20 protein-coding genes are annotated in these 20,297 nt (G+C 42.8%); 8 read left to right on the top strand and 12 right to left on the bottom strand.

What is annotated here, in order from left to right:
• Positions 1–198: 198 nt before the first annotated feature.
• The 5 genes from ACHUFW_RS05100 to ohrR all read right to left on the bottom strand — a co-directional run bounded on the left by ACHUFW_RS05100 (position 199) and on the right by ohrR (position 6,096).
• Complete coding sequence (locus ACHUFW_RS05100; RefSeq protein ID WP_394201155.1) at positions 199–1,863, bottom strand: methyl-accepting chemotaxis protein; 1,665 nt, start codon at positions 1,861–1,863, stop codon at positions 199–201.
• A 118-nt stretch (positions 1,864–1,981) separates the two neighbouring features.
• Entirely contained in the window at positions 1,982–3,130 is a 1,149-nt protein-coding gene (gene chrA / locus ACHUFW_RS05105) for a chromate efflux transporter (protein WP_394201156.1), read from the bottom strand.
• A gap of 68 nt (positions 3,131–3,198) precedes the next feature.
• Positions 3,199–4,335: a 23S rRNA (uracil(747)-C(5))-methyltransferase RlmC gene (rlmC, locus tag ACHUFW_RS05110; protein ID WP_394201157.1), complete on the bottom strand. Its 1,137-nt coding sequence runs from the start codon at positions 4,333–4,335 to the stop codon at positions 3,199–3,201.
• Between the two features lie 82 nt (positions 4,336–4,417).
• Entirely contained in the window at positions 4,418–5,584 is a 1,167-nt protein-coding gene (locus ACHUFW_RS05115) for a glycerol-3-phosphate dehydrogenase/oxidase (RefSeq protein ID WP_394201158.1), read from the bottom strand.
• A gap of 56 nt (positions 5,585–5,640) precedes the next feature.
• The gene (ohrR, locus tag ACHUFW_RS05120; RefSeq protein WP_394201160.1) at positions 5,641–6,096 is read right to left on the bottom strand and encodes a transcriptional regulator OhrR; all 456 of its coding nucleotides are present in this window, start codon (positions 6,094–6,096) and stop codon (positions 5,641–5,643) included.
• Between the two features lie 346 nt (positions 6,097–6,442).
• On the opposite strand from ohrR, the gene ACHUFW_RS05125 reads away from it, so the two are divergent.
• The 3 genes from ACHUFW_RS05125 to ACHUFW_RS05135 all read left to right on the top strand — a co-directional run bounded on the left by ACHUFW_RS05125 (position 6,443) and on the right by ACHUFW_RS05135 (position 8,827).
• Positions 6,443–6,841 carry a hypothetical protein gene (locus ACHUFW_RS05125; protein WP_394201162.1) on the top strand — a complete coding sequence of 133 codons (399 nt, stop codon included), beginning with the start codon at positions 6,443–6,445 and terminating at the stop codon, positions 6,839–6,841.
• 247 nt (positions 6,842–7,088) lie between these two features.
• Positions 7,089–8,489, top strand: coding sequence for a TlpA family protein disulfide reductase (locus tag ACHUFW_RS05130; protein WP_394201164.1), 1,401 nt, complete (start codon positions 7,089–7,091; stop codon positions 8,487–8,489).
• 140 nt (positions 8,490–8,629) lie between these two features.
• Positions 8,630–8,827, top strand: a complete 198-nt coding sequence (locus ACHUFW_RS05135; RefSeq protein WP_394201166.1) for a cytoplasmic protein — start codon at positions 8,630–8,632, stop codon at positions 8,825–8,827.
• Positions 8,828–8,875: 48 nt separating this feature from the next.
• On the opposite strand, the gene ACHUFW_RS05140 is transcribed toward ACHUFW_RS05135, so the two are convergent.
• The 5 genes from ACHUFW_RS05140 to ACHUFW_RS05160 form a co-directional block, all read right to left on the bottom strand.
• Positions 8,876–10,006, bottom strand: coding sequence for a GGDEF domain-containing protein (locus ACHUFW_RS05140; protein WP_394201168.1), 1,131 nt, complete (start codon positions 10,004–10,006; stop codon positions 8,876–8,878).
• A 100-nt stretch (positions 10,007–10,106) separates the two neighbouring features.
• A complete protein-coding gene (gene ahpF / locus ACHUFW_RS05145; RefSeq protein ID WP_394201170.1) occupies positions 10,107–11,672 on the bottom strand; it encodes an alkyl hydroperoxide reductase subunit F in 1,566 nt (521 codons plus the stop codon).
• 152 nt (positions 11,673–11,824) lie between these two features.
• On the bottom strand, positions 11,825–12,394 hold the full coding sequence (gene ahpC / locus ACHUFW_RS05150) for an alkyl hydroperoxide reductase subunit C (protein ID WP_394201172.1): 570 nt from the start codon (positions 12,392–12,394) through the stop codon (positions 11,825–11,827).
• A gap of 231 nt (positions 12,395–12,625) precedes the next feature.
• A complete protein-coding gene (locus tag ACHUFW_RS05155) occupies positions 12,626–13,369 on the bottom strand; it encodes a spermidine synthase (RefSeq protein WP_394201174.1) in 744 nt (247 codons plus the stop codon).
• Between the two features lie 89 nt (positions 13,370–13,458).
• Positions 13,459–14,196, bottom strand: a complete 738-nt coding sequence (locus ACHUFW_RS05160; RefSeq protein WP_394201176.1) for a dienelactone hydrolase family protein — start codon at positions 14,194–14,196, stop codon at positions 13,459–13,461.
• A gap of 208 nt (positions 14,197–14,404) precedes the next feature.
• On the opposite strand from ACHUFW_RS05160, the gene ACHUFW_RS05165 reads away from it, so the two are divergent.
• The 3 genes from ACHUFW_RS05165 to ACHUFW_RS05175 are packed head-to-tail and all read left to right on the top strand — an operon-like array spanning position 14,405 to position 15,662.
• Complete coding sequence (locus ACHUFW_RS05165; protein WP_394201177.1) at positions 14,405–14,815, top strand: hypothetical protein; 411 nt, start codon at positions 14,405–14,407, stop codon at positions 14,813–14,815.
• The gene (locus ACHUFW_RS05170) at positions 14,790–15,335 is read left to right on the top strand and encodes a class I SAM-dependent methyltransferase (protein ID WP_394201179.1); all 546 of its coding nucleotides are present in this window, start codon (positions 14,790–14,792) and stop codon (positions 15,333–15,335) included. Before ACHUFW_RS05165 ends, ACHUFW_RS05170 begins: the two co-directional genes overlap by 26 nt.
• A 33-nt stretch (positions 15,336–15,368) precedes the next feature.
• Entirely contained in the window at positions 15,369–15,662 is a 294-nt protein-coding gene (locus ACHUFW_RS05175; protein WP_394201181.1) for a hypothetical protein, read from the top strand.
• 271 nt (positions 15,663–15,933) lie between these two features.
• On the opposite strand, the gene ACHUFW_RS05180 is transcribed toward ACHUFW_RS05175, so the two are convergent.
• Together ACHUFW_RS05180 and ACHUFW_RS05185 are read right to left on the bottom strand one after the other, a co-directional pair.
• The gene (locus ACHUFW_RS05180) at positions 15,934–16,185 is read right to left on the bottom strand and encodes a hypothetical protein (protein WP_394201183.1); all 252 of its coding nucleotides are present in this window, start codon (positions 16,183–16,185) and stop codon (positions 15,934–15,936) included.
• A 469-nt stretch (positions 16,186–16,654) separates the two neighbouring features.
• Entirely contained in the window at positions 16,655–18,784 is a 2,130-nt protein-coding gene (locus tag ACHUFW_RS05185) for a winged helix-turn-helix domain-containing protein (protein ID WP_394201185.1), read from the bottom strand.
• 192 nt (positions 18,785–18,976) lie between these two features.
• Here ACHUFW_RS05185 and rluA point away from each other — a divergent pair, with 192 nt between their 5' ends.
• Both rluA and asnC read left to right on the top strand, forming a co-directional pair.
• Entirely contained in the window at positions 18,977–19,654 is a 678-nt protein-coding gene (gene rluA / locus ACHUFW_RS05190; RefSeq protein ID WP_394201187.1) for a bifunctional tRNA pseudouridine(32) synthase/23S rRNA pseudouridine(746) synthase RluA, read from the top strand.
• A 111-nt stretch (positions 19,655–19,765) separates the two neighbouring features.
• A complete protein-coding gene (asnC, locus tag ACHUFW_RS05195) occupies positions 19,766–20,227 on the top strand; it encodes a transcriptional regulator AsnC (RefSeq protein WP_028772105.1) in 462 nt (153 codons plus the stop codon).
• Positions 20,228–20,297: the final 70 nt, after the last annotated feature.

Below are 20,297 nucleotides of genomic sequence, written 5' to 3' on the forward strand. Positions count from 1 at the left end.
TCATCTCTCCCTTTTCTACTTGGTCAACGACTGCCAGTTTAAAGGCAAGGGAGTAATCTTTTTGAGTTCGCTTAACTATTGATTTCATAACACTCTCCAAAAAAGGTTTGAAAAGTGTCAACGTTATTTAGGACGGGTCAAGGTAATAAAAAAGGGAGCAATTTAGCTCCCTTTTTCTATACACTGCACACCAAGTTATTAGGTTTTAAACTGTGCCACTAACCGCCCTAGGTTTTCGCCTTCTTCGGCTAAGTTAGCACTCACTTGCTCACCACTTTCACTGGCGCTCAGTAGCTCATTAACAATATCCTGTATAGCAAAAACGTTACGATTAATCTCTTCGGTTACCGAGCTCTGCTCAGTGGCTGCGGTCGCTATTTGAGTACTCATATCATTAATCGAGGTGACCGCCGACGTCACGGCGCCAAGGCTGTCTGAAATAGCACGCGATGACGTCACAGAGCGATTACAGCTTTGTTGGCTAGATTCCATAGAGTCAACCGCTAACGAGACCAAGTTATGTAACTCATTAAGCATATCGCTAATCTCTAAGGTACTACTTTGCGTTCTGCTGGCTAAGCTCCTTACCTCATCAGCCACCACAGCAAATCCACGCCCTTGCTCACCAGCACGAGCCGCCTCAATCGCCGCATTGAGTGCTAATAGATTGGTTTGTTCGGCAATGCCACCGATCACCGTAAGCACACTATTAATCTTCTGCGACTGCTCACTTAATGATTGGATGTGACCCGCTGCCGCATCAATCTCAGCCATCAAATTAGACACTTCACCTAGCGAGCTATCAACACACTGCTGGGCATTGGCTACATCATCGGTGGCAGCACTGGTGGCTTCTGCAACTTGGGTGGTACTTTGCGCCACTTCACTTGCCGTTGCCGACATTTCGGTAATAGCGGTCACCACTTGATCCGTCTCGTTATTGTGGCTCACTAACTGGGCAGCAATATGTTGAGTTTGATTTGAAATCGTATCGGCGCCCTGTTTGACCTCACCGGTGACATTGGTCACTTCCACAATTAACCCTTGAAGCTTTTCCACAAAGGTATTAAACGCAGCGCCCAGCATGGCAATTTCATCTTTACCATCTACCTTTAAACGTTTAGTGAGGTCCCCCTCCCCTTTTGCTATCTCCTCAAGGTTGGTGAGCATCGAACGGATAGGGTTAACAATGGTTTGCGATAACATCAAAACTGCCACAGCTGTAATGGCGAGCATCACCAACGCGATAAGCAAAATAGTCACCGCTTTATCAAACATATGCTCCGAAGCGATACGCCTAAAATCACTCACTTCAGCTTCAATGTCATCCAGATAAGCGCCAGAGCCTATCATCCAGTTTGTACCGGGAATCATGGCAGCGAAACTCAGCTTCTCAATTAACTCACTGGCACCAGGCTTTTGATAATGATAGCTAAATACACCATTGCCATACTTAGCCGCCTCAAGTAAGCCAACAATAATTTTCTTACCGTTGGGATCGGTCAAACCAATTTTGTTGCTGCCTTCAATATCAGGGCTAAGGCCATGAAAAATACTGGTTCCTTGCTCATCATAGATAAAGAAGTATCCTGCGTTACCAAAAGTAAGGTTACGTAGCGCTGCGTTGACGTTACCTTGCTCTCCTAGAGAAAGCTGATAATTAACAACTTGCTTGCCAATTTCGACTTCCTCTTCTAATTGATGTTGACGTTGTTGGAACAGCTTTTCTTTGAAGGATTGAATGTCATCTTCAAGGTATGACATCTCAATGTTGTAGGCGATCACCATTAACAATGACAGACTGACAATTAATGGCAGTAAAGCAAACACGAGCAGCTTGTTTTTCATTTTTAGTTTTTTCATCAACCCTGATCTCCAGAACAAAAACGCATTACATGCATATAATATAGCTGATTGTTCTGGAGAGTTACTTCAAAGTTGCATTTATGCCACATGGCGCAACATTTATTTAATCCCTATATCAACTAAACCACACCATGGCGACACCGGCCAGCGCAGCGGCTAGCACCAATAATACAATATTAGGTTTAAATTTCTGCAGCCAAACAAAGCCAGCAATCACTAACAGATAGTCAAGCCAACTTAACAATGCGGATGTGGCTACAGGACTATAAAACGCCGCTATTAAGAAGCCAACAACACAAGCATTAATGGCAATCAAAGCGCCGTTAACTCGAGGCTGCTGGCTTAATGAGCGCCAGCGATTCAAAATCACTAAAAGTAATAGCAAACCAGGTAAGAATAAGGCGATGGTAGCAACAAGTGCCCCCATTAGCGCTGATTGCGGATGTAACTCAGCGCCCAGAAAGGCCGCGAGGGTAAACATTGGCCCGGGTACCGCTTGCGCCAAGGCGTAACCTGTTAAGAAACGTTCGGCACTCATGCTGCCGCTAACACTCGATTCCAACAGAGGTAGCACAACATGACCACCACCAAAAACTAAACTTCCTGCTTGGAAAAAATCGGCAAAAGTGCGTGTTAGCCCCTGACTTGAAAGCCCATAAACAGACAATAACACTAGCCCTAAAAAAGCGATCAAGGCAGCCATATTCACCTTGCCCTTGGGACTAGGCGTTGTTTGAGGAGCTTGTTTAAGTACCGTGGCCCCTATCAAGGCAGCGACAACCAACAAGGCTATTTGCATCAAGCTTTGACTAAAGGCGATTGATAGAACGCTCGAAACCAACAAAATGACTTTACTCTGCCAAGTAAGACAAAATTGGCGATACATGGTCAAGATAGCATCGGCAACCACAATCACAGCCAGCAATTTAAGTCCGTGGATCATGCCAATAAATAGTGATTGTTCAAGCCAAGCCTGACTTGAAATAGCGATGACATATAGCAGCAAAAATGACGGTAAAGTGAAGCCAATAAAAGCGGCAATTGCGCCCAATATGCCCCCTTTATGATAGCCGATGGCAAAACCTACCTGACTAGAACCAGGACCAGGAAGAAACTGGCTTAGCGCAACATAGCTGCCGTATTCATGGGGCTCAACCCATTTAAGTTTCTCGACAAATGTCTTACGAAAATAACCAATATGTGCAGCAGGCCCGCCAAAACTCACTAAACCTAATAGCAAGAATTGAGTAAATATCTTTAGCAAAATCAATACCTCAAACAATGATCTCGCTTTAGAGTATGACAAAAATATGACAAAGTAATGACAGCTGTTTAAGACCGCTTTTGTAACAGAACCAGAACTTCAAAATGATCGGTATGAGGAAACATATCAAATAGCTGTATTTTGCTCACCTGATAGCCCTCCAGCAGTGGTAAGTCCTTAGCAAGGGTATGAGGATTACAACTGGAATAGAGAATTGTATCTGGCGCAAATTGACTCAATTGCTGACAAAGTTGCTCGCCGATACCACGCCTTGGTGGATTGACAATAACCACATCTGGAACAGCTTTTTGCTGCTGGGCTGTGGCAAAACCAGTTGAATCTAGCGCGGCAAAACTCACCTGTTGTAAGCCTAGCTTTTGCGCCGACATTTTTGCACACGCAATCGCCTCAGCTTCAATTTCTATCCCCGTTAAAGCAATGTTTTCATCTGCACAATGCAGCCCAAAGCCCCCCACACCACAAAATAGATCCCATATAGAACTGGGGTTTAACGCTCTCACCCATTCTCTAGCGGTTTGATATAAGCTTGCAGCAACTTCAGGATTGGTTTGGAAAAAGCTCTTAGGCCGTATAAACAAAGGCACATCGTTGAAGCACTCTTCAAGACGGGTATCTTGAGTCAAGAAAATCTCCTGCTCTCCCTCCAGTCTTGCCATATGTACTGGTTGTAAGTTTATCGACACCACCTTAATTTGCGGATATTCCGCCAGTAACTTAGGTAACTCCCGTTCGATTCTAGGCTGCGATTTCTGGCTATTAAGCACAAAGCGCAACATATACTCACCAAGACTGTGGCTACGAGTAAGTAAAATATACTTCAACTCACCTTTGGCTTTATCAACCCGATAAGGTGGAATACCGGCTTGACGAACAAAATCAGTTAATCGATGCAGTAACCGCTGCATATCCTCAGGATACAAAGGGCAATCGCATAGGCTCACGGGTTCGCCCTGAGGATTAACGATACCAAGTACAGGTTGATGGGCGGCGCCTAGCACCACCATTTTGGCTTTATTGCGGAACTGGGCCTGCTCGCCCGAGACTGGAGCTAACCATTGGTCGACCGCCACTCCTTTTAGCAGCGATTTTAATACTTGCTCTTTAGCCAATAACTGCTGTGATTGAGGCTGTTGTATATGAGTACAAGACAGGCATTGCTGAGTATTAAAGTATTGGCAATTCACGAATAAAGCTCACTGATAAAAAAGTCACAGCATTGCAGCTGCTGCAAGGAAAGCAGATTATAACATCGGCTGCACTTTGGCTCTATCGTAAAGTCAGCTGCTCAACATCTGCAACGCTGCGGCGCTTGCCAGCGATCTCGCGCAGCCAATCTAGAGCTTGCTGTGCAGTGTGCTTATAAGTGGTTAATTTACCGCCATAAACAGATAACAAGCGTGGATGTGACGGATTATCATGAAGCATGGTTTCTCTTGGCTGAGAAAAGGCTGTCGCCTTAGCATCCCGCAATACCCTTGCCCCACAATACTCACCTGAGACTTTTTGCAATAATGCTGTTTCGCTAAGATGCGGAGCAAAATAATGGCGGTAATTGGCTAACAAATAATGCCGCTCGGTTGGCGTTACTCCCATATCTTCAATTGTATCAATGGGCGTTTCAGTCGTACCGACTAAGGTTTTTCCGTGCCATGGCATAACAAAAATAACCCGTTCATCGCTAATCGATTCAAGATAGAAAATACCTTTGGGAGCGTCAAAATCTAACAAGAGGTGACTGCCTTGAACCAAAGACAGCGCAGGGCTTTTCAATGGCGGTGACACTAAATCAAGCGTCTTAGCCACCCATGGGCCTGATGCATTAATGACTGCTTTTGTGGACACGCTAACGTGTTGGTTAGCATGATGGTACTGCACCTGACAACCATCGGCGTTATGGGTTACGCCATACAATTCTGCTTGTTCGAAAACCTCTGCACCTAAGCGCTTAGCACTATTAACCACCGCCCGTGTTAAAGCCGAATCATCAGTTTGGGCATCCCAATATTGAAAAACGGTTTTAAGCTGAGCTTGCCTTAAGCCCGCTAATGTTGGCCATTTTGAAGCGGCAATGGTCTTAAATCGCCCCAGCGCATGAAACTCGCTAAGTAACGCATAGGCACTTAAACCGGCAGCTATGGTCAATGCACCACGGCGGCTATTTTGATAAACAGGAATATAGAACTTCACTGGCTTAACCAGTGTAGGCGCAAGTTTCAACAAACTTTGGCGTTCACGTAATGATTGACGAACCAGATCAATTTGCGCTGTTTCAAGGTAACGCAAACCACCATGGATTAATTTGCTCGAGTTAGCAGAGGTTTGCCCCCCAACTTGGTGACGCTCAAGTAATAGTGTTTTGTAACCTGCCGCCTGGGCAGCTTGTGCGATACCAGCCCCATTAATCCCTCCGCCAATGACCACTAAATCAAACAAATATTGTCGCTCCTTTGACTGGTGCTAAAGCTACCCCATGGCGTGTTAGCCGCTAACTACTCAGGCTTGACCTGATTTAGGTGCTTTAATGCTTGCTCACACAACAACTTCAATTGCAGCATATCTTGTGGCTCTCCGCCAACTTGGCAGCGCATTGTTTCTGGGATCGTTTGTGCCTGAGCGTGCAGCGCCTTACCCGCTTTTGTCACGTGAAGCACGCGTACACGTTCATCTTGCTCGCAGCGGCCTCGCTGGACCAAGCCTTTTAACTCTAATCTTTTAAGCAAAGGCGTTAGGGTGCCAGAATCAAGATGTAACTGCTCACCTAAAGTTTTGACGCTGATACCATGGTGTCGCCATAGCACCATCATGGCTAAATATTGTGGATAGGTGAGATCAATCGCATCAAGTAATGGGCGGTAAGCTCGAATCATAGCGTTGGTAGCACTGTATAAGGAGAAGCACACCTGATTCTCTAGCGCTAAAGGATCATTGTCATCTTTACTGGTCATTTTGGTATTCAATTAAATAGCACGCAACTTATTACTATAATAACCTAGATGAAAATAAATCATAATATTTTTTAGAGGACTGTTTTAAAAGCCATTTTTTTGTCACCTCACCCATCAATCAGCTAACCAAAGCGATAATTAGTTGATAAACAAAGTAAACCCATGCCGACTGAATTCTGTCATTGTAAAGCCATTGCTAAAGTTGCCAGAAAAGGCGCTAACAAGGTGCTGTAAAGGTTATTGATTTTAGCATTTTATCACTGTAAATTTTGCCCTAAGAAGTCAAATGCTCAGCGCAAAACATGGATAGGAATGAGATAGGATGCGATATCTTTGGTTAATGATAATGTTAGTAGCAGGATCTGCTGTTGCACAGTGTCAGCAGCCTTTGCATATGGCCGACATTCCCTATCCGAAAAATAGCTCTTATTTTAATAGTCAATATAATGCTCAGCTTGAAGCCATCATTGGTGCAGAACATCCGAGCGAAGGTTACCTGTTGCTAGAATTCCCTGTCACAAAACAGCAAAAAGATGAGCAAAGCCGGCAATATAATATGTGGCTAGCAGGTAAACGGCTCACAAGAATTAAACAATTTCTAACAAATGCAGAATATCCGTTCCCAGTGATTACTCGAATTCTCACCGCGAGCACAGAGGAACTCAGACAAGTCAGTATCAGTTGGTGCGCGACTGAAACATCACCTCAACTTGCTCAATCTAGCAGTCAACCTCAGCTACCATAGCCTTTCGCACAAATTCCGCCTCAGCTCGAACAGAGAACCTAAATAATCTCCGCTAGTTAAGAGATTACTGTTACGCAAAAAAGTTTCAAAAAAAAGTGCGTTATTAGCGATAGTTAACAAATCAATTTTTATCGCGATTTGGTTAGCATTTTCGAAACATAATTTCATTGCTTGGCGGTCATTTCGGTAAAATATGGCTAAGAATACACTGAGTTCCGTCGATCTCACTTGCCCCTTAGGAGGGATAATGTTTAGAACGATATTAATTGGCTTAATGCTAATTTTTTCCATGGTGAGCCCTTTTGCAAACGCCCAAAACGCACCCGAAAGCACTCAAATGTGGCACTACGTCAATGACCAGGGAGAGCTAAAAGTAAAACTGTACTTCTTCTGGTCAGAAACTTGCCCTCACTGCGCGGAAGCCCACCCCTTTATCGATGCGTTACCTGAACATTACCCGTGGATAGAACTAGAGAGCCATCTCGTTTCTGCTGATGGCACCATGGAAAAGTGGCAAAAAATCGCTGAAGCCACCAACACACCTGCCCGTTCAGTGCCTTATATTGCTGCCTGCGATAATGCCACTATCGGCTACAGTAGTGAGGCTGTAACTGGCCAGTATATTCTTAACAACCTGAAAGCCTGCTATCGCTCGCTAGGCGGCACTGTGGTTGAAAATGACCCCATTGCAAGCGGTAATGGTGAACAAGCGCCACTTTTTGGTACTTGTAGCGAAAGCGCTGAAGAGGGAACGTGCGATCTTGGCCTTGATTTAGCCAATGATGAAACCGCAGTCAGCTCAGTACAGCCGGTAGAAATTCCTTTTTTAGGCGTGGTTGCACCAGAGCGCTTATCTCTGCCTTTACTAACGATTGTGTTGGCAGGCGTCGATGCATTTAACCCTTGCGCCTTCTTTGTACTGCTGTTCCTTTTAAGCATCATGGTTAACGCAAAAAGCCGTACTAGAATGCTGATTGTTGGCGGTATTTTCGTGTTCTTCTCAGGCTTCATTTACTTCCTATTCATGATTGCTTGGCTCAACATCTTTAAACTACTCGGAGCAGGCAGTGATGGTGGCATCATCATCTTAGGGGCCGGAATTTTAGCCTTAATCGCTGGGGTGATTAATGTTAAGGATTACTTCTTCACTAAAGGAGAAGTGACGTTATCGATGTCGGCAGAAAACAGGACCGGTCTCATCAAGCGTATGGGTAAACTGACCAGCGCTAGCTCCATGGCAGCCATGATTGGTGGCACAATTGTGCTGGCGATTTTAGCTAATGCCTATGAGCTGCTATGCACCGCTGGATTCCCGATGATTTACACTAGTGTATTGTCAATGCATGACCTACCTGAAATCGAACGCTACATGTACCTAGTGTTCTACAACGTGGTGTATGTCATTCCACTAGCGATTATTGTAATTGTGTTTAGTGCCACTCTTGGTAAGCGGAAACTCACTGAAAAAGAGGGACAAACCCTGAAGTTAATGTCAGGTATCATGATGATAGGTATGGGAATAATGTTAGCAATTGACCCGGTATCGTTGCAAAATCCTGGACTGGCTATTTCACTGATTGCAGCCTCTATTGGATTAACCTTTATCATCACCTTCATCCGCAAACGGATTGAAAAACGTCGTAAATAACTATACAACTTCCCATCGATAACTGGCTTAAGCGCTATTATCGATGGGATTTGATGATTAACCGGCAAATAATTATTAAGGTTCGATAAACTCGGCCGATACAGCTATAGTAAAGTATGGTCATTTGAAATGGGGTAGTAATGGCAATCACAATCGGTACGAGCAATTTAGAACCAAATCTAAGTAATGGCAGCGTTGGGGTCAAAGTAGCTCAACTTGCTAAAGAGCAACAACAAGTTGAAGGTGATATCGCCTTACAACTGGTACAAGCGGCAGATCCAGCACCGCAAAGTGCCCCAGTTGGCAACAGTGGTCATAACATTAACACCACTGCTTAACGCCGTGTAATTTTAGTATTCCAAAGCCCTGCTTAACCGCGGGGCTTTTTATTGGTCATCAGCTACAAATCTGTTTCGACCTTGTTGCTTAGCCTGATACAGTAATTTGTCAGCTTGATGAGTAAAATCATCTGCTTTCATTCCAGGCTGCCATTGGGTAACACCTTGAGATACCGTGACATACTCCGCCACATCTGAATCTGGATGAGGGAATTTAAGCTCGGCCAACGCCAGGCTAATTTGCCCAGCAATCGCACAAGCTCCATCAAGATCAGTTTCGGGCAATACCACCACGAATTCTTCGCCGCCGTAGCGAGCAGCTAGATCTCGCGGCCGCATTGCACTTTGTCCCAGCACTTTGGCCAATTGGACTAAACATTCATCGCCCACTTGATGGCCAACACTGTCGTTAAGGCGCTTAAAGTAGTCGACGTCTAATAAAATTAAACTTAATGGGTGACCATTACGTTCTGACGCTCGAATTTCTTGAGCAAGCATGTCATCAAAATGACGACGATTACTGAGATTGGTTAATCCATCTGCAAGTGCCAATAGCCGAAACTGCTGCACCAGCTTCTTGTTTTCTAAGTTGCGTAAAATAGACTGTGTGAACCAATTAGAAAAGACCTGTTGGCCAGTATATAAAATCACTGAAAAGCAGATAAATTTGGTACTGGGGAAAATCCAGTTGTTAGGGATCTCATGAAGGCGAATCACCACATTAAACAGCATTAAAGGTAACACCATTAAAAACATGGTTTTCCTATCGGGAAATAGTGCTATCGCAAATGTCAGTACCAGAATATCGACGACCGATTCAATACCGGCTATTGCCGCATTACCATCGGCATCCATGGTCGCCGCCTGAGCTAAGCGAACTAGAATGAAAATCCAGGCAAGATCGAATGCAACTAGGTATACACGCAGATAATATTGTATGTATTGCGATTCAAAATGATTAAAAAATAGATGGCCTGCAAAAGCTAAAACAAAAACCGGTGCAGTAAAAATAATCGCATCGGTCAAACTGATTGTCGGCTCAGGGGCGCTATAAACAGTAAGATAGATGGCAGCAATAAGAAAAAAAGACAGTAAAGTCGCCCACTTCACCCCCATAACACAGTAGCTCAGTCGCTCGCGTTGTAGTAACTGCTCTGCGGTCGGCAGGGGTTTATACATTGGCCTGAATTCCTTTTTTAGCTGCTGATTTAATAGGAATTATAGGGCACACAACTAAAACAGCCAGCAATAATTTGCTGGCTGTTTTATTTATTGTACGTTAAGCAGCTTGTTCTGCTTGCGGGGCCTCATTACGAATTAAGTAATCAAAGGCGCCCAACGAAGCGGTGGCTCCACTGCCCATGGCAATAATAATTTGCTTGTAAGCTGAGTCAGTCACATCGCCAGCAGCGAATACGCCAGGTATTGAAGTCTCACCTTTATTGTTAACGACGACCTCACCACGAGCATTTAACTCTAGCGTATCAGTTAACCATTCAGCATTTGGAATTAAGCCGATCTGTACAAAAATACCGGCTAACTCAACATGATGACTTTCGCCCGTCGCTCTATCTGTAAAGTTAAGACCATTAACTCGCTTACCGTCACCGGTGACTTCAGTGGTCATTGCTTGAGTAATAATATCAATATTGCCCATCGACGCTGCTTTACGCTGCAATACTTCATCTGCACGCAGTTTCACATCAAACTCTAGTACGGTGACATGCTCAACGATGTTGGCTAAGTCAATCGCCGCTTCGATACCCGAGTTACCACCGCCGATCACTGCCACACGTTTACCCTTAAATAATGGACCATCGCAATGGGGACAATACGCTACACCGCTGCCGCGATATTCTTTTTCACCAGGTACATTCATTTCACGCCAGCGGGCACCGGTGGCAATCAGCACAGTTTTACTACGTACTTGAGCACCACTTTCTAAGTTAAGCTCGAACAGTTCCCCCGATTTAAGGCTTAACGCACGCTGGTTATCCATGATGTCTACATCATAGTCATGCACATGGGCTTCTAGATTGGCAACTAACTTAGGACCTTCGGTTGCTTTGACAGAAATAAAGTTTTCAATACCAACGGTTTCAGCAACTTGGCCACCAAATTTGTCGGCAACAATACCTGTGCGTAGACCTTTACGCGCTGCATAAATTGCTGCACTGGCGCCAGCCGGACCACCACCGATAACCAATACATCAAACGCCTCTTTCTGGCTAATTTGTTCAGCTTGGCGACCCGCTGCATTAACATCGAGTTTGTTTAAAATCTCTTGAACGCTGATAGCACCAACCGAGAAAGGTTCACCATTTAAGTATACCGATGGTACAGCCATGATGTTGCGCTCATTCACCTCATCTTGGAACAATGAACCATCAATCATGACGTTAGTAATGTTAGGGTTAATGGCTGCCATCATGTTTAATGCCTGCACGACTTCCGGGCAAGTTTGGCAACTCAATGATACATAGGTTTCAAATTGGTATTGACCTGGCAAGTCGCGGATCTGTGCAACTAAATCATCGGCCAACTTGATAGGGTGGCCGCCTGAATGCAATAGCGCCAATACTAATGAAGTGAATTCATGCCCCATAGGCAATCCAGCAAAACTGATTGTAGTCTGTGCACTGGGATCACGTACAGACATTGCAGGCGTTCGTTCACCTTGGCTCTGTGTTAGCGAAATAAGTTCACTAAGACCATCTATATCTTTTGCTAAGCTTAATAGCTCTTGTGCTTTTGGTGTGTCATCTGCTGATACGACAAGTTCAACTGGGCGCTTGAGGTTTTGCAGATAGGTTTTCAGCTGATTTTTTAAATTCGTATCTAGCATTGTGACTCCCGAAAATTTATCAATTGAGTAAAATTTGGCAATAAAAAAGGGCCAGACCATGCAGGGGGAAGCCTGACCCTTGAGTGGAGATGTATGTCAGGTAAAGTGCCGGAGATGGAGCTATCTTTACCTATTTGACTAACTAAACCGGTTTAGATTTTACCCACTAGGTCTAGTGATGGTGCTAGAGTGTCTTCGCCTGGCTGCCATGCTGCTGGGCAAACTTCACCGTCGTGCGTAGCAACATATTGTGCAGCTTGAATTTTACGAACAAGCTCTGATGCGCTACGACCAATACCTAAGTCATGAACTTCAGCAACTTTGATTTGACCTTCAGGGTTAATCACAAAAGTGCCGCGTAGTGCTAAACCATCTTCTTCAATCATCACGCCGAAGTTGCGGCTGATAGTACCTGTTGGGTCACCAATCATTGGGTAGTTGATTTTGCCAATGGTGTCTGAGCTATCGTGCCATGCTTTGTGCGTAAAGTGAGTATCTGTTGATACTGAGTAAACCTCTACACCCATAGATTGTAGCTTCTCATAGTGGTCAGCCATGTCGCCAAGCTCTGTTGGGCAAACAAAGGTGAAATCAGCTGGGTAGAAGAAAACCACAGACCACTTACCTAGTAAGTCTTGCTCCGTTACTGGAGTAAAGTCGCCATTATGGTATGCAGTTGCTGAGAATGGCTTGATTTCAGTGTTGATGATAGATTGTGTCATGTGTTACTCCAATAGGGTTATTAAACTAATTAAACAACTTGTACATCACGTTGTTGGATGTCTGTTTGTTGTCGATGTGAAAATAGTAACCCTAACTGGCAATTTAATATAACGGGGAAATCCTATCATTCTAATCGGTTTTTCAAATTACAAATGACAAAGCTGTAAAAAACCGATTAGCGCACCTCATTGCCTTGCTGTTTCCAGTATTTCAATGCGTTAACCCATCAGCTAATCCCATACATCAAACCGAGTTAGCAGTTTTTCTAGTGGAAAGTCCAATTGTTGTGATAATTGCTGAGCTTTTGACTTTAGCCCAGAATGTGTCATCTGCTGATCGCGCTTAGTGGCAAATATGACCCAGTTTCCTGCGCCAGTTAAACATCCACTCACTTGAGCAAAATGTTGCTTGAGCCGAGCGCGCAATTCGCGATCTTGGCTATGCTCTTTCCAGCAGTTTAATACCAATACACCTTCAGCTTTCAGCATGGCAGCTGCATCAGCAATGAATGGATCAGATAATTGGTTTTGATCTACCCCTTGTGCGCTGTAGATGTCGGCAAATATCACATCCACTTTCTTATGCTGCCCAGATGCTAAAAATATTGCCGCATCACTGTGCTCGATTGCCAGTTTTTTACCGACCGGCAATTGAAAGTAGCGTTTTGCGATATCAATTACTGGCTGTCGCAATTCAACGGCAGTCATTTTTATGCCTGCATCAAAGTGTTTTAGTGCATGAATCAAGCCGCCGCCACCTAAACCGAGAATCAATACTCGTTTAGGGTTTAAAAATAACAGCACCAATAACATAGCTTGCACATAGGTATGCTGAGGTATATGAGGTTGCAGCTTAAGCAGCTTGCTTTGCTCATCATTGTCACCGAAAGACAAGGTACGCGTGGTTTTAGAATCGAGCACAATCAGCGGGCCAAGCTCATCATGACTCTCATAAAGGATTTTATATTCAGACATATTTGCTCCAGTTAACTCTGCAGCATTATGCGTATTAGCGAGCTAAGGTACAGCAAATTTCACAAAATTGGCTGTACCTATGTTAGTGACTAACGTAACGTACGCTGGAAAAAGCTTACGGCCTGCAAATACATTTGTAATGCTAGGGCAGGATCATAACGCTCCCCTTCATCACGCATAAATGCGTGCTGAGCATTCACTTCTAGCCAAGTAAATCGACGCTGAGTTTGTTCAAGCATATCAAAAATACGTTTACGTCCTTCTGATGACACATGCGGGTCTTGCTTACCAAACACCATCACCAACTCCGCTTCAATGTCAGCTGTTCGCGTCAATGAATCATTACCAGTCTCACAGGGTAACGTATTGGAGTGTATATCCGTTGCGTATAAACAAAATGCCCCTAGAACATTACTATTTAACGCCGCTCGATAAGCCAAATGACCACCGATACAGACTCCCATCACACCAACATGTGGTGTACAAAAAGTCTGAGCCTGGGCAAACTCTACCAAGGCCTGGGTATCTGAATCATGATGCTCTAATGGCTTAGTAAACTTGTCGCTATTGCCTTTATCTTTACCAGCATCATCGTAGGCGAGCACAGTGCCAATGGGGTTAAGCTCATGGAACACTTCAGGCACTAATACTACAAAACCGTGTCCAGCTAACATTGCTGCGGCTCTAGCAATCGGTGCCGTTTGCTGAAAGATCTCTGAGTAGAAAATAATTGTAGAAAACTGACCATGACTATCGGGGCGATACAAATAGGTCCGCATCTCTCCCGTAGGCGTTGCAATATCATGTACTTCCTGTTTTACCATCATAATAAGTATTCCTAATTATTTACTTAGGTTTAATTTACCAGCCAAACTCGTTGATGTCAGGCTATTGGCCAACAACACTGTCATTGAGATTTAAAACAATCGCCAAGCTACTTCTAGGTAAGTTAATCCTCAAGATATGATCAAAGCCCGCTGTTTGATGTCTCCAATCCTGTTAAGCTAGTTACAAACGTTAAAGCTAACTTAATTTATGCCAAAAAATACCATGTCAGAAGCCCAATTTTGGGCACAGCGATTGGGCAAAACAAGTTTACGCGCCATCCACATTTTGGGCGTAACCGGCGCCGGCGGAGGTATCTTACTCAATGTTCCGCAATCAGAGTGGATATTCTATTGGTGTGCAGCCATGACGACCGGCAGTTTATTGATGCTGTGGGAAGTCATCCGAGATTGGCGATGGTTGATCCAACTTAAAGGCGTATTAACACTTTTCAAATTGGTGTTACTGCTGATGTTTATTCCATTTGCTGAATTTAAACCAGAAATTCTAGTCGCTGTGTTATTGTTGTCAGTGGTTGTATCTCACGGGCCCGCGGGCTTGAGACACTTTTCAGTAATACATGGTAGAAGAATTGATGGAAGAAAAGAGATCAAAGGTTAGTCTTGCGGCTCAATTAATTACCCAATACCCAGTCAGTTTATCGTCTGCAACTAAGATACTCGATCTCGCCTGTGGTAGCGGCCGCAACGGTTTATGGTTTGAACAGCAAGGGTGTCATGTCACCTATATCGACAAAGACATTCTATCACTCAAGCAGCAAAAACAGGCGACAGCCGGTGCTCAGTATCAGCTATTACAGGTTGATTTAGAAGACGGTCTCCCCAATAAACTCCCGGTCGCTGAATTTGATATCGTTCTGGTATTTAATTATCTTCATAGGGAAATTATGGAAGATATCGCCAATAGCCTTAAACCCAATGGGTTATTGTTTTACGAAACTTTCATTACCGCTCAAGCAGAAATCGGTCGTCCTAAAAATCCCAATTTTCTGCTACAACCCGATGAGCTTAAAAACAGGTTTGCTCAATGGCAAAATTTGCACTATTTTGAAGGCAATACGGGCACCGAGCAATCACCTTGCTATAAAGCACAGTTGATTAGCCGAAAGCCAAGCTGTTAGAAATAGCGTAATCAAAAATAGAAGGATTTTGCCGTGTTTCCCTACCCAGAACAGTACCGTCTTGCTGCCCCGCCAATCATTACTGCTTTTATGGTATTTTGGACCCTTGTGACTCGGCCGCTGTTCGGTGACGCTAGCCCATTAGCCATGTATCCCCTTTTCATGCTATTTCCTTTAGTCATCTTGCTACACCTTAAACTTATCTGGCATGCCAAAGATGGCATGGAACGCCTAGATCAAGCTACTTACGCGCTTATCCACCTATGTTTATCTTTTGTCGTGTGGACATTCTCCATTATGAACAGTAATGGTACCGCTTTTTCCTAGCCTTCAACCCATTTGGCACTAGCAGTAATCAGCGACTCACCTATTAGCACTAGCATTCTGCTTTTACTAATACTATCGGGGAGTCGAAGAATAAAAAAAAGAGCATGCCCACTTAGGTGACACGCCCTTGTCTGAAGGGAGATAAAAATATCCTGACTACATTAAAAATTAAAAGCCATACGCAACAATTAATTAAATACAGTCAATTTTTAAAGCCATTTATCTAGCAAGGATGGCGACGACAAATTTCACTCAAATAATTGATTACCATTTAGTAGCTAAATGAAGATTGTGGTTGATGAAGCTCACACTCAGGCCATGGCCTACAATATAAAATAACTGGACCACTTCCTTTAGGGGCATAAAGGCTAAACTTATCTTCCAATTGCTTTTGAATAAAATCAAAACTTGTATCACCAGCACTAAGGCTTACGTTACTCACATGTTCTGGTGAAGCATTCGCAGATGAAAAAACAAAAGCTAAACCTACAACCTTTAAACAATTCAACGCTATTTTTTTCATATCAACCTCAACATATAATTTTAGTTATATTTTTAAAAACTACGCAATTTAACAGAATAATTTCGCAATTTAACAGAATAATTTCAACCTGATTTAGCTTAACAAGTTAGTTACCAAAATGAATTTAAGATAAATAAACTTGCATCAGCTAAACTTATAAATTGGGAGACAGGTTAATAAGCGTAACACTTAGTAGATTGAAGCTAGACAAGAGTTCACTTTAAGACTCTTTAGAGAATATAGGAGCATTACTCTAAATTTTTAGACAGTATGGACCAGATACTGTTTAAGTCTTGAGCGTCATTGTCAGGCGTAAAATGAACCCAGGGTAAAGTCCATTTGACCTAGCGTTAATTAAGAACACTTGATTAACCTGTCTGAGTAAAAAACTAACTCTGGTCACAACAACGAACCATAACGCAAAAGTGATAAAAAAGTGATATCATTTAAAATCAACAACTTATGTTAATTAATATTTTATTTTCACAACATCCATCTTTCCGAGAGAAACCTTATTAGCCAAAATATCTCCATCTTGAGAAATTGACAAACCACTCATTTGAAATGATTCACTGCCTAAAGCTATAGAGTGAACACTTGCAGATGATAAATCTAATCGCTCTATAACTGAGTTATGCTCAGCTATATTAATGCGGTATACAGAATTACCAACGATCTGCCAAGCGGTTGGATGCGTAACTTTGAAATTGCTTCTTACAAGATGAGGTTTACCTTCGGTTGATTCCCATAAGCTGTTATCATTACGTTCAATGTAGAAATAACTATTTCTTTTCTCGCTATACTTACCGTAAACCCCATCTTCTGAAAGTGAACGAATAACCTTACCTTGTTGGGTATCAAATATATCTAATGACCAATTCCCTAGGTTTTCCCTTGAAATAATAATCTCGGACTCACCATTACCCCATGTAACAGCTAATACATTATCCAAACCTTCAACAAAATCCATGTACTTTGTTTCAAAATCATATATAAAAACTCTTGAATTAAACGTCCCCAACAGTCGTTTACTATTAATTGAAAAGCTAAGCTGACGAATTATTCCATAACGATTAAATTGGCTAATTTGATACTCTACCCCAGTAGACTTTTTAATCCACACCTCGGGAGTACCGCTGCGACTAGATAAAAAAACAGTATCTCCATTTAGACTCTGCACACCACTACTATCGCTACTACTAGAGTGTATAAAACGATTGCTAATTATGTTTTGTTTTTTATTCTCAAATGGATTATCAATTTTCCATATTTCAGAAGAATAATAATTACCAGCAACTGCTACTACATCTCCATTAGCATTAGACATAGGCCTTGATATCCGCTGTGAAACTAAGGCCACTTCCAAGTCTTCTTTGGTACTCAAATCATATTCATTTAAATGACCAGTAATCGCCCTATATGTCAACTTAGTACTATCCGAGCTCCAAATAATGCTATTAAGCGGGTAATCAACAGTAAACAGAGTTTCCCAACTCCCCTTATCCAATGAGAACAACATCACGACACTCTGAAACCATTTAACGTTTCTTATTACCGCCAGTTTTTTTCCATCGGGGGAGGCCGATATAGCATAATCACCCCGTCCAACATTAAAAGGCTGACTTAACTGCCTTTTATTCTTTCCGTTGATCGAGACAGAAAATACCATTTTGGCTGACATATATTTGTTTGATAAGTTTTCATCAGTGTAATACAAACTTAAGCCAGACGGATGCCAAGCAATACTCGTACTTACAGAATTTTGTTTACATTGAGTAACTGTTTTCGACTCTGCAAAGCCCCCATTCTCGATAGAAACTATGCGAATCTCACACTCGCCAGAAGAGTTAAACCCTATATAAGCGACACTTCTTCCATCAGGGCTAAATGAGGGATAATTTGTATTCTCGAAGGCGCTTGATAAAAAGCTAATTTCTTTGGTTTTCATATGCATCAGTCCCAAGCGCCAACGCATGTTGTCTTCATTTCTATGAGAAAAAACAAGCAAACTACTGTCAGGAGACAAAGAAGGAGCAAACTCCTGCCCCTCAAGAAAGGTCAATGGTGAAACCTTAGCGACGACTGGAGAGTGTACTGTAGGAGATTGAGCTAAGAATAAGTAACAGAAAAAAATGCTCATAACGACTAATAAGCCGATATAAACTCGAGTATGTTGATATAAAGAACAAAATACGCGATTCTTCCAACTCGTTACATCGCTATGTTGTAACTCTTTCTTTGACAGCTTAGTTAGTACTCTTTCCTCTTCTGTTTCCTCCACTTCACTCACAGGACAAATGAGCACATAACCTACTTTCGGCACGGTTTTTATGAATTGAGGAGATTTAGCATTGTCACCGAGTTGATTGCGAAGTAGACCAATAATGCGATTAATTGCATTGTCAGATATATGACCGCCGCGCCAGACTGTTTCAATCAGCATGTCACGGCTAACCGGTTTACCAGCATGCTCTATCAGACACAACAAAACCTGCATGGCACGCAGTTCAACCTTATTAACGGTATCTGTAAAAGAGATGGTGCAGTGATTAGGGTCAACTAGCCTATCAGATAGTAAAAAGCGCTTCTCGGGTAACATGCTAATGCCATTTAGTTATTATGTGTCTTACTAATATGCCTACTAGACCAATATAACCCCATGAAATCAATAGAAGATGCGTAAAATTCACATGCTTTTACGATTTCAGTTTTTGTATACAAAAAGTTCCAACTTGCACAGGATAAAAATTATCAGTATTGTTGCAGCCGATTAACCTACCAACTAGTGGCTATGACTGACTTTACGTATAACCCACCCAAAACGCCTTGGCTTGATATCCTATTTCAGGACAAAGACATTATTGTGCTCAATAAGCCGTCTGGCCTGCTTTCTGTGCCTGGACGCGCTCCAGAACACAAAGATAGCTTGTACCAACGTGTACTTGAGCAGCACCCTAATGCGCAAGTTGTTCATAGACTGGACATGTCAACTTCTGGGATTATCGTTATTGCCCTTAGACGCAGTGCTGAGAAAGAGCTAAAACGCCAATTCAGTGAACGGGAAACTCAGAAAACCTATTATGCCAGAGTGGCGGGACACGTCAGAATCCCGCAAGGAAAAGTTGAGCTACCACTTATTTGTGACTGGCCAAATCGTCCTAAACAAAAAGTGGATCATCAGCTGGGCAAACCTTCAACGACATTTTATGAAGTTATCAGTTATGGAGTGCGCTCTACACTCGTTAAACTAACGCCAATTACAGGCCGCTCTCACCAACTTAGAGTGCATATGATGGCGCTCGGGCACCCGATTCTTGGTGACAGCTTTTACGCCGATCCGCTAGCCAAAAGCTTGTCGCCAAGGCTACAGTTGCATGCGCAATCTTTGACTATCAAACAGCCCTACAGCGGCGAAACGTTAACCTTTTCTACCGATATCCCTTTTACTACCTTATTGGACAATCAATAACCACAGTCGCCTGAAAACGCTGTTTTCTCAAACTTTTAATTATTTTTATCGAATAACAATATTATTTTAGATAAATTAATAATAAACCCATGGCTATACCGGTAAAAATTTATGGAAACATCATTTCAACGAGATCAGCTCGACAATCAAATTTTGTCGGCGTTAATGGAAGAAGCCCGTACACCTTTTGCAGAGCTGGCAAAACGTTTTGGCGTTAGCGCTGGTACGATTCATGTACGCGTTGAGAAAATGAAGCAAGCAGGCATCATTACAGGTGCGCAAATTACCGTGAACCCAAAAGCACTAGGCTATGATGTTTGCTGCTTTATTGGTATCAACTTAAAAAGTGCAGGAGACTACCCGGCTGCCCTAGCAAAGCTAAATGCATTAGAGGAAGTTACTGAAGCCTATTACACCACCGGTAACTACAGCGTCTTTGTTAAAGTCATGTGCCAATCCATAGATGGCTTGCAACATGTGTTGATTAATCGGATTCAATCGATTGATGAAATTCAATCAACAGAGACATTAATTAGCCTACAAAACCCTATTGTTCGTGCCGTAAAGCCATAGAAGCGAATATGGAAACACCAATAAACCAGTAAACATAAAAAAAGGCTAACTTACGTTAGCCTTTTTATCA

The organism is Shewanella waksmanii (assembly GCF_043643685.1).
Classification (GTDB): domain Bacteria; phylum Pseudomonadota; class Gammaproteobacteria; order Enterobacterales; family Shewanellaceae; genus Shewanella; species Shewanella waksmanii_A.

Bases quoted from the DNA above. Each gene is read 5' to 3' on its own strand.
- ACHUFW_RS05100 (WP_394201155.1), bottom strand. From the start codon at position 1,863: ATGAAAAAACTAAAAATGAAAAACAAGCTGCTCGTGTTTGCTTTACTG.
- ohrR (WP_394201160.1), bottom strand. From the start codon at position 6,096: ATGACCAGTAAAGATGACAATGATCCTTTAGCGCTAGAGAATCAGGTG.
- ACHUFW_RS05125 (WP_394201162.1), top strand. From the start codon at position 6,443: ATGTTAGTAGCAGGATCTGCTGTTGCACAGTGTCAGCAGCCTTTGCAT.
- ACHUFW_RS05130 (WP_394201164.1), top strand. From the start codon at position 7,089: ATGTTTAGAACGATATTAATTGGCTTAATGCTAATTTTTTCCATGGTG.
- ACHUFW_RS05135 (WP_394201166.1), top strand. From the start codon at position 8,630: ATGGCAATCACAATCGGTACGAGCAATTTAGAACCAAATCTAAGTAAT.
- ACHUFW_RS05140 (WP_394201168.1), bottom strand. From the start codon at position 10,006: ATGTATAAACCCCTGCCGACCGCAGAGCAGTTACTACAACGCGAGCGA.
- ahpF (WP_394201170.1), bottom strand. From the start codon at position 11,672: ATGCTAGATACGAATTTAAAAAATCAGCTGAAAACCTATCTGCAAAAC.
- ahpC (WP_394201172.1), bottom strand. From the start codon at position 12,394: ATGACACAATCTATCATCAACACTGAAATCAAGCCATTCTCAGCAACT.
- ACHUFW_RS05155 (WP_394201174.1), bottom strand. From the start codon at position 13,369: ATGTCTGAATATAAAATCCTTTATGAGAGTCATGATGAGCTTGGCCCG.
- ACHUFW_RS05160 (WP_394201176.1), bottom strand. From the start codon at position 14,196: ATGATGGTAAAACAGGAAGTACATGATATTGCAACGCCTACGGGAGAG.
- ACHUFW_RS05165 (WP_394201177.1), top strand. From the start codon at position 14,405: ATGCCAAAAAATACCATGTCAGAAGCCCAATTTTGGGCACAGCGATTG.
- ACHUFW_RS05170 (WP_394201179.1), top strand. From the start codon at position 14,790: ATGGAAGAAAAGAGATCAAAGGTTAGTCTTGCGGCTCAATTAATTACC.
- ACHUFW_RS05180 (WP_394201183.1), bottom strand. From the start codon at position 16,185: ATGAAAAAAATAGCGTTGAATTGTTTAAAGGTTGTAGGTTTAGCTTTT.
- ACHUFW_RS05185 (WP_394201185.1), bottom strand. From the start codon at position 18,784: ATGTTACCCGAGAAGCGCTTTTTACTATCTGATAGGCTAGTTGACCCT.
- rluA (WP_394201187.1), top strand. From the start codon at position 18,977: ATGACTGACTTTACGTATAACCCACCCAAAACGCCTTGGCTTGATATC.
- asnC (WP_028772105.1), top strand. From the start codon at position 19,766: ATGGAAACATCATTTCAACGAGATCAGCTCGACAATCAAATTTTGTCG.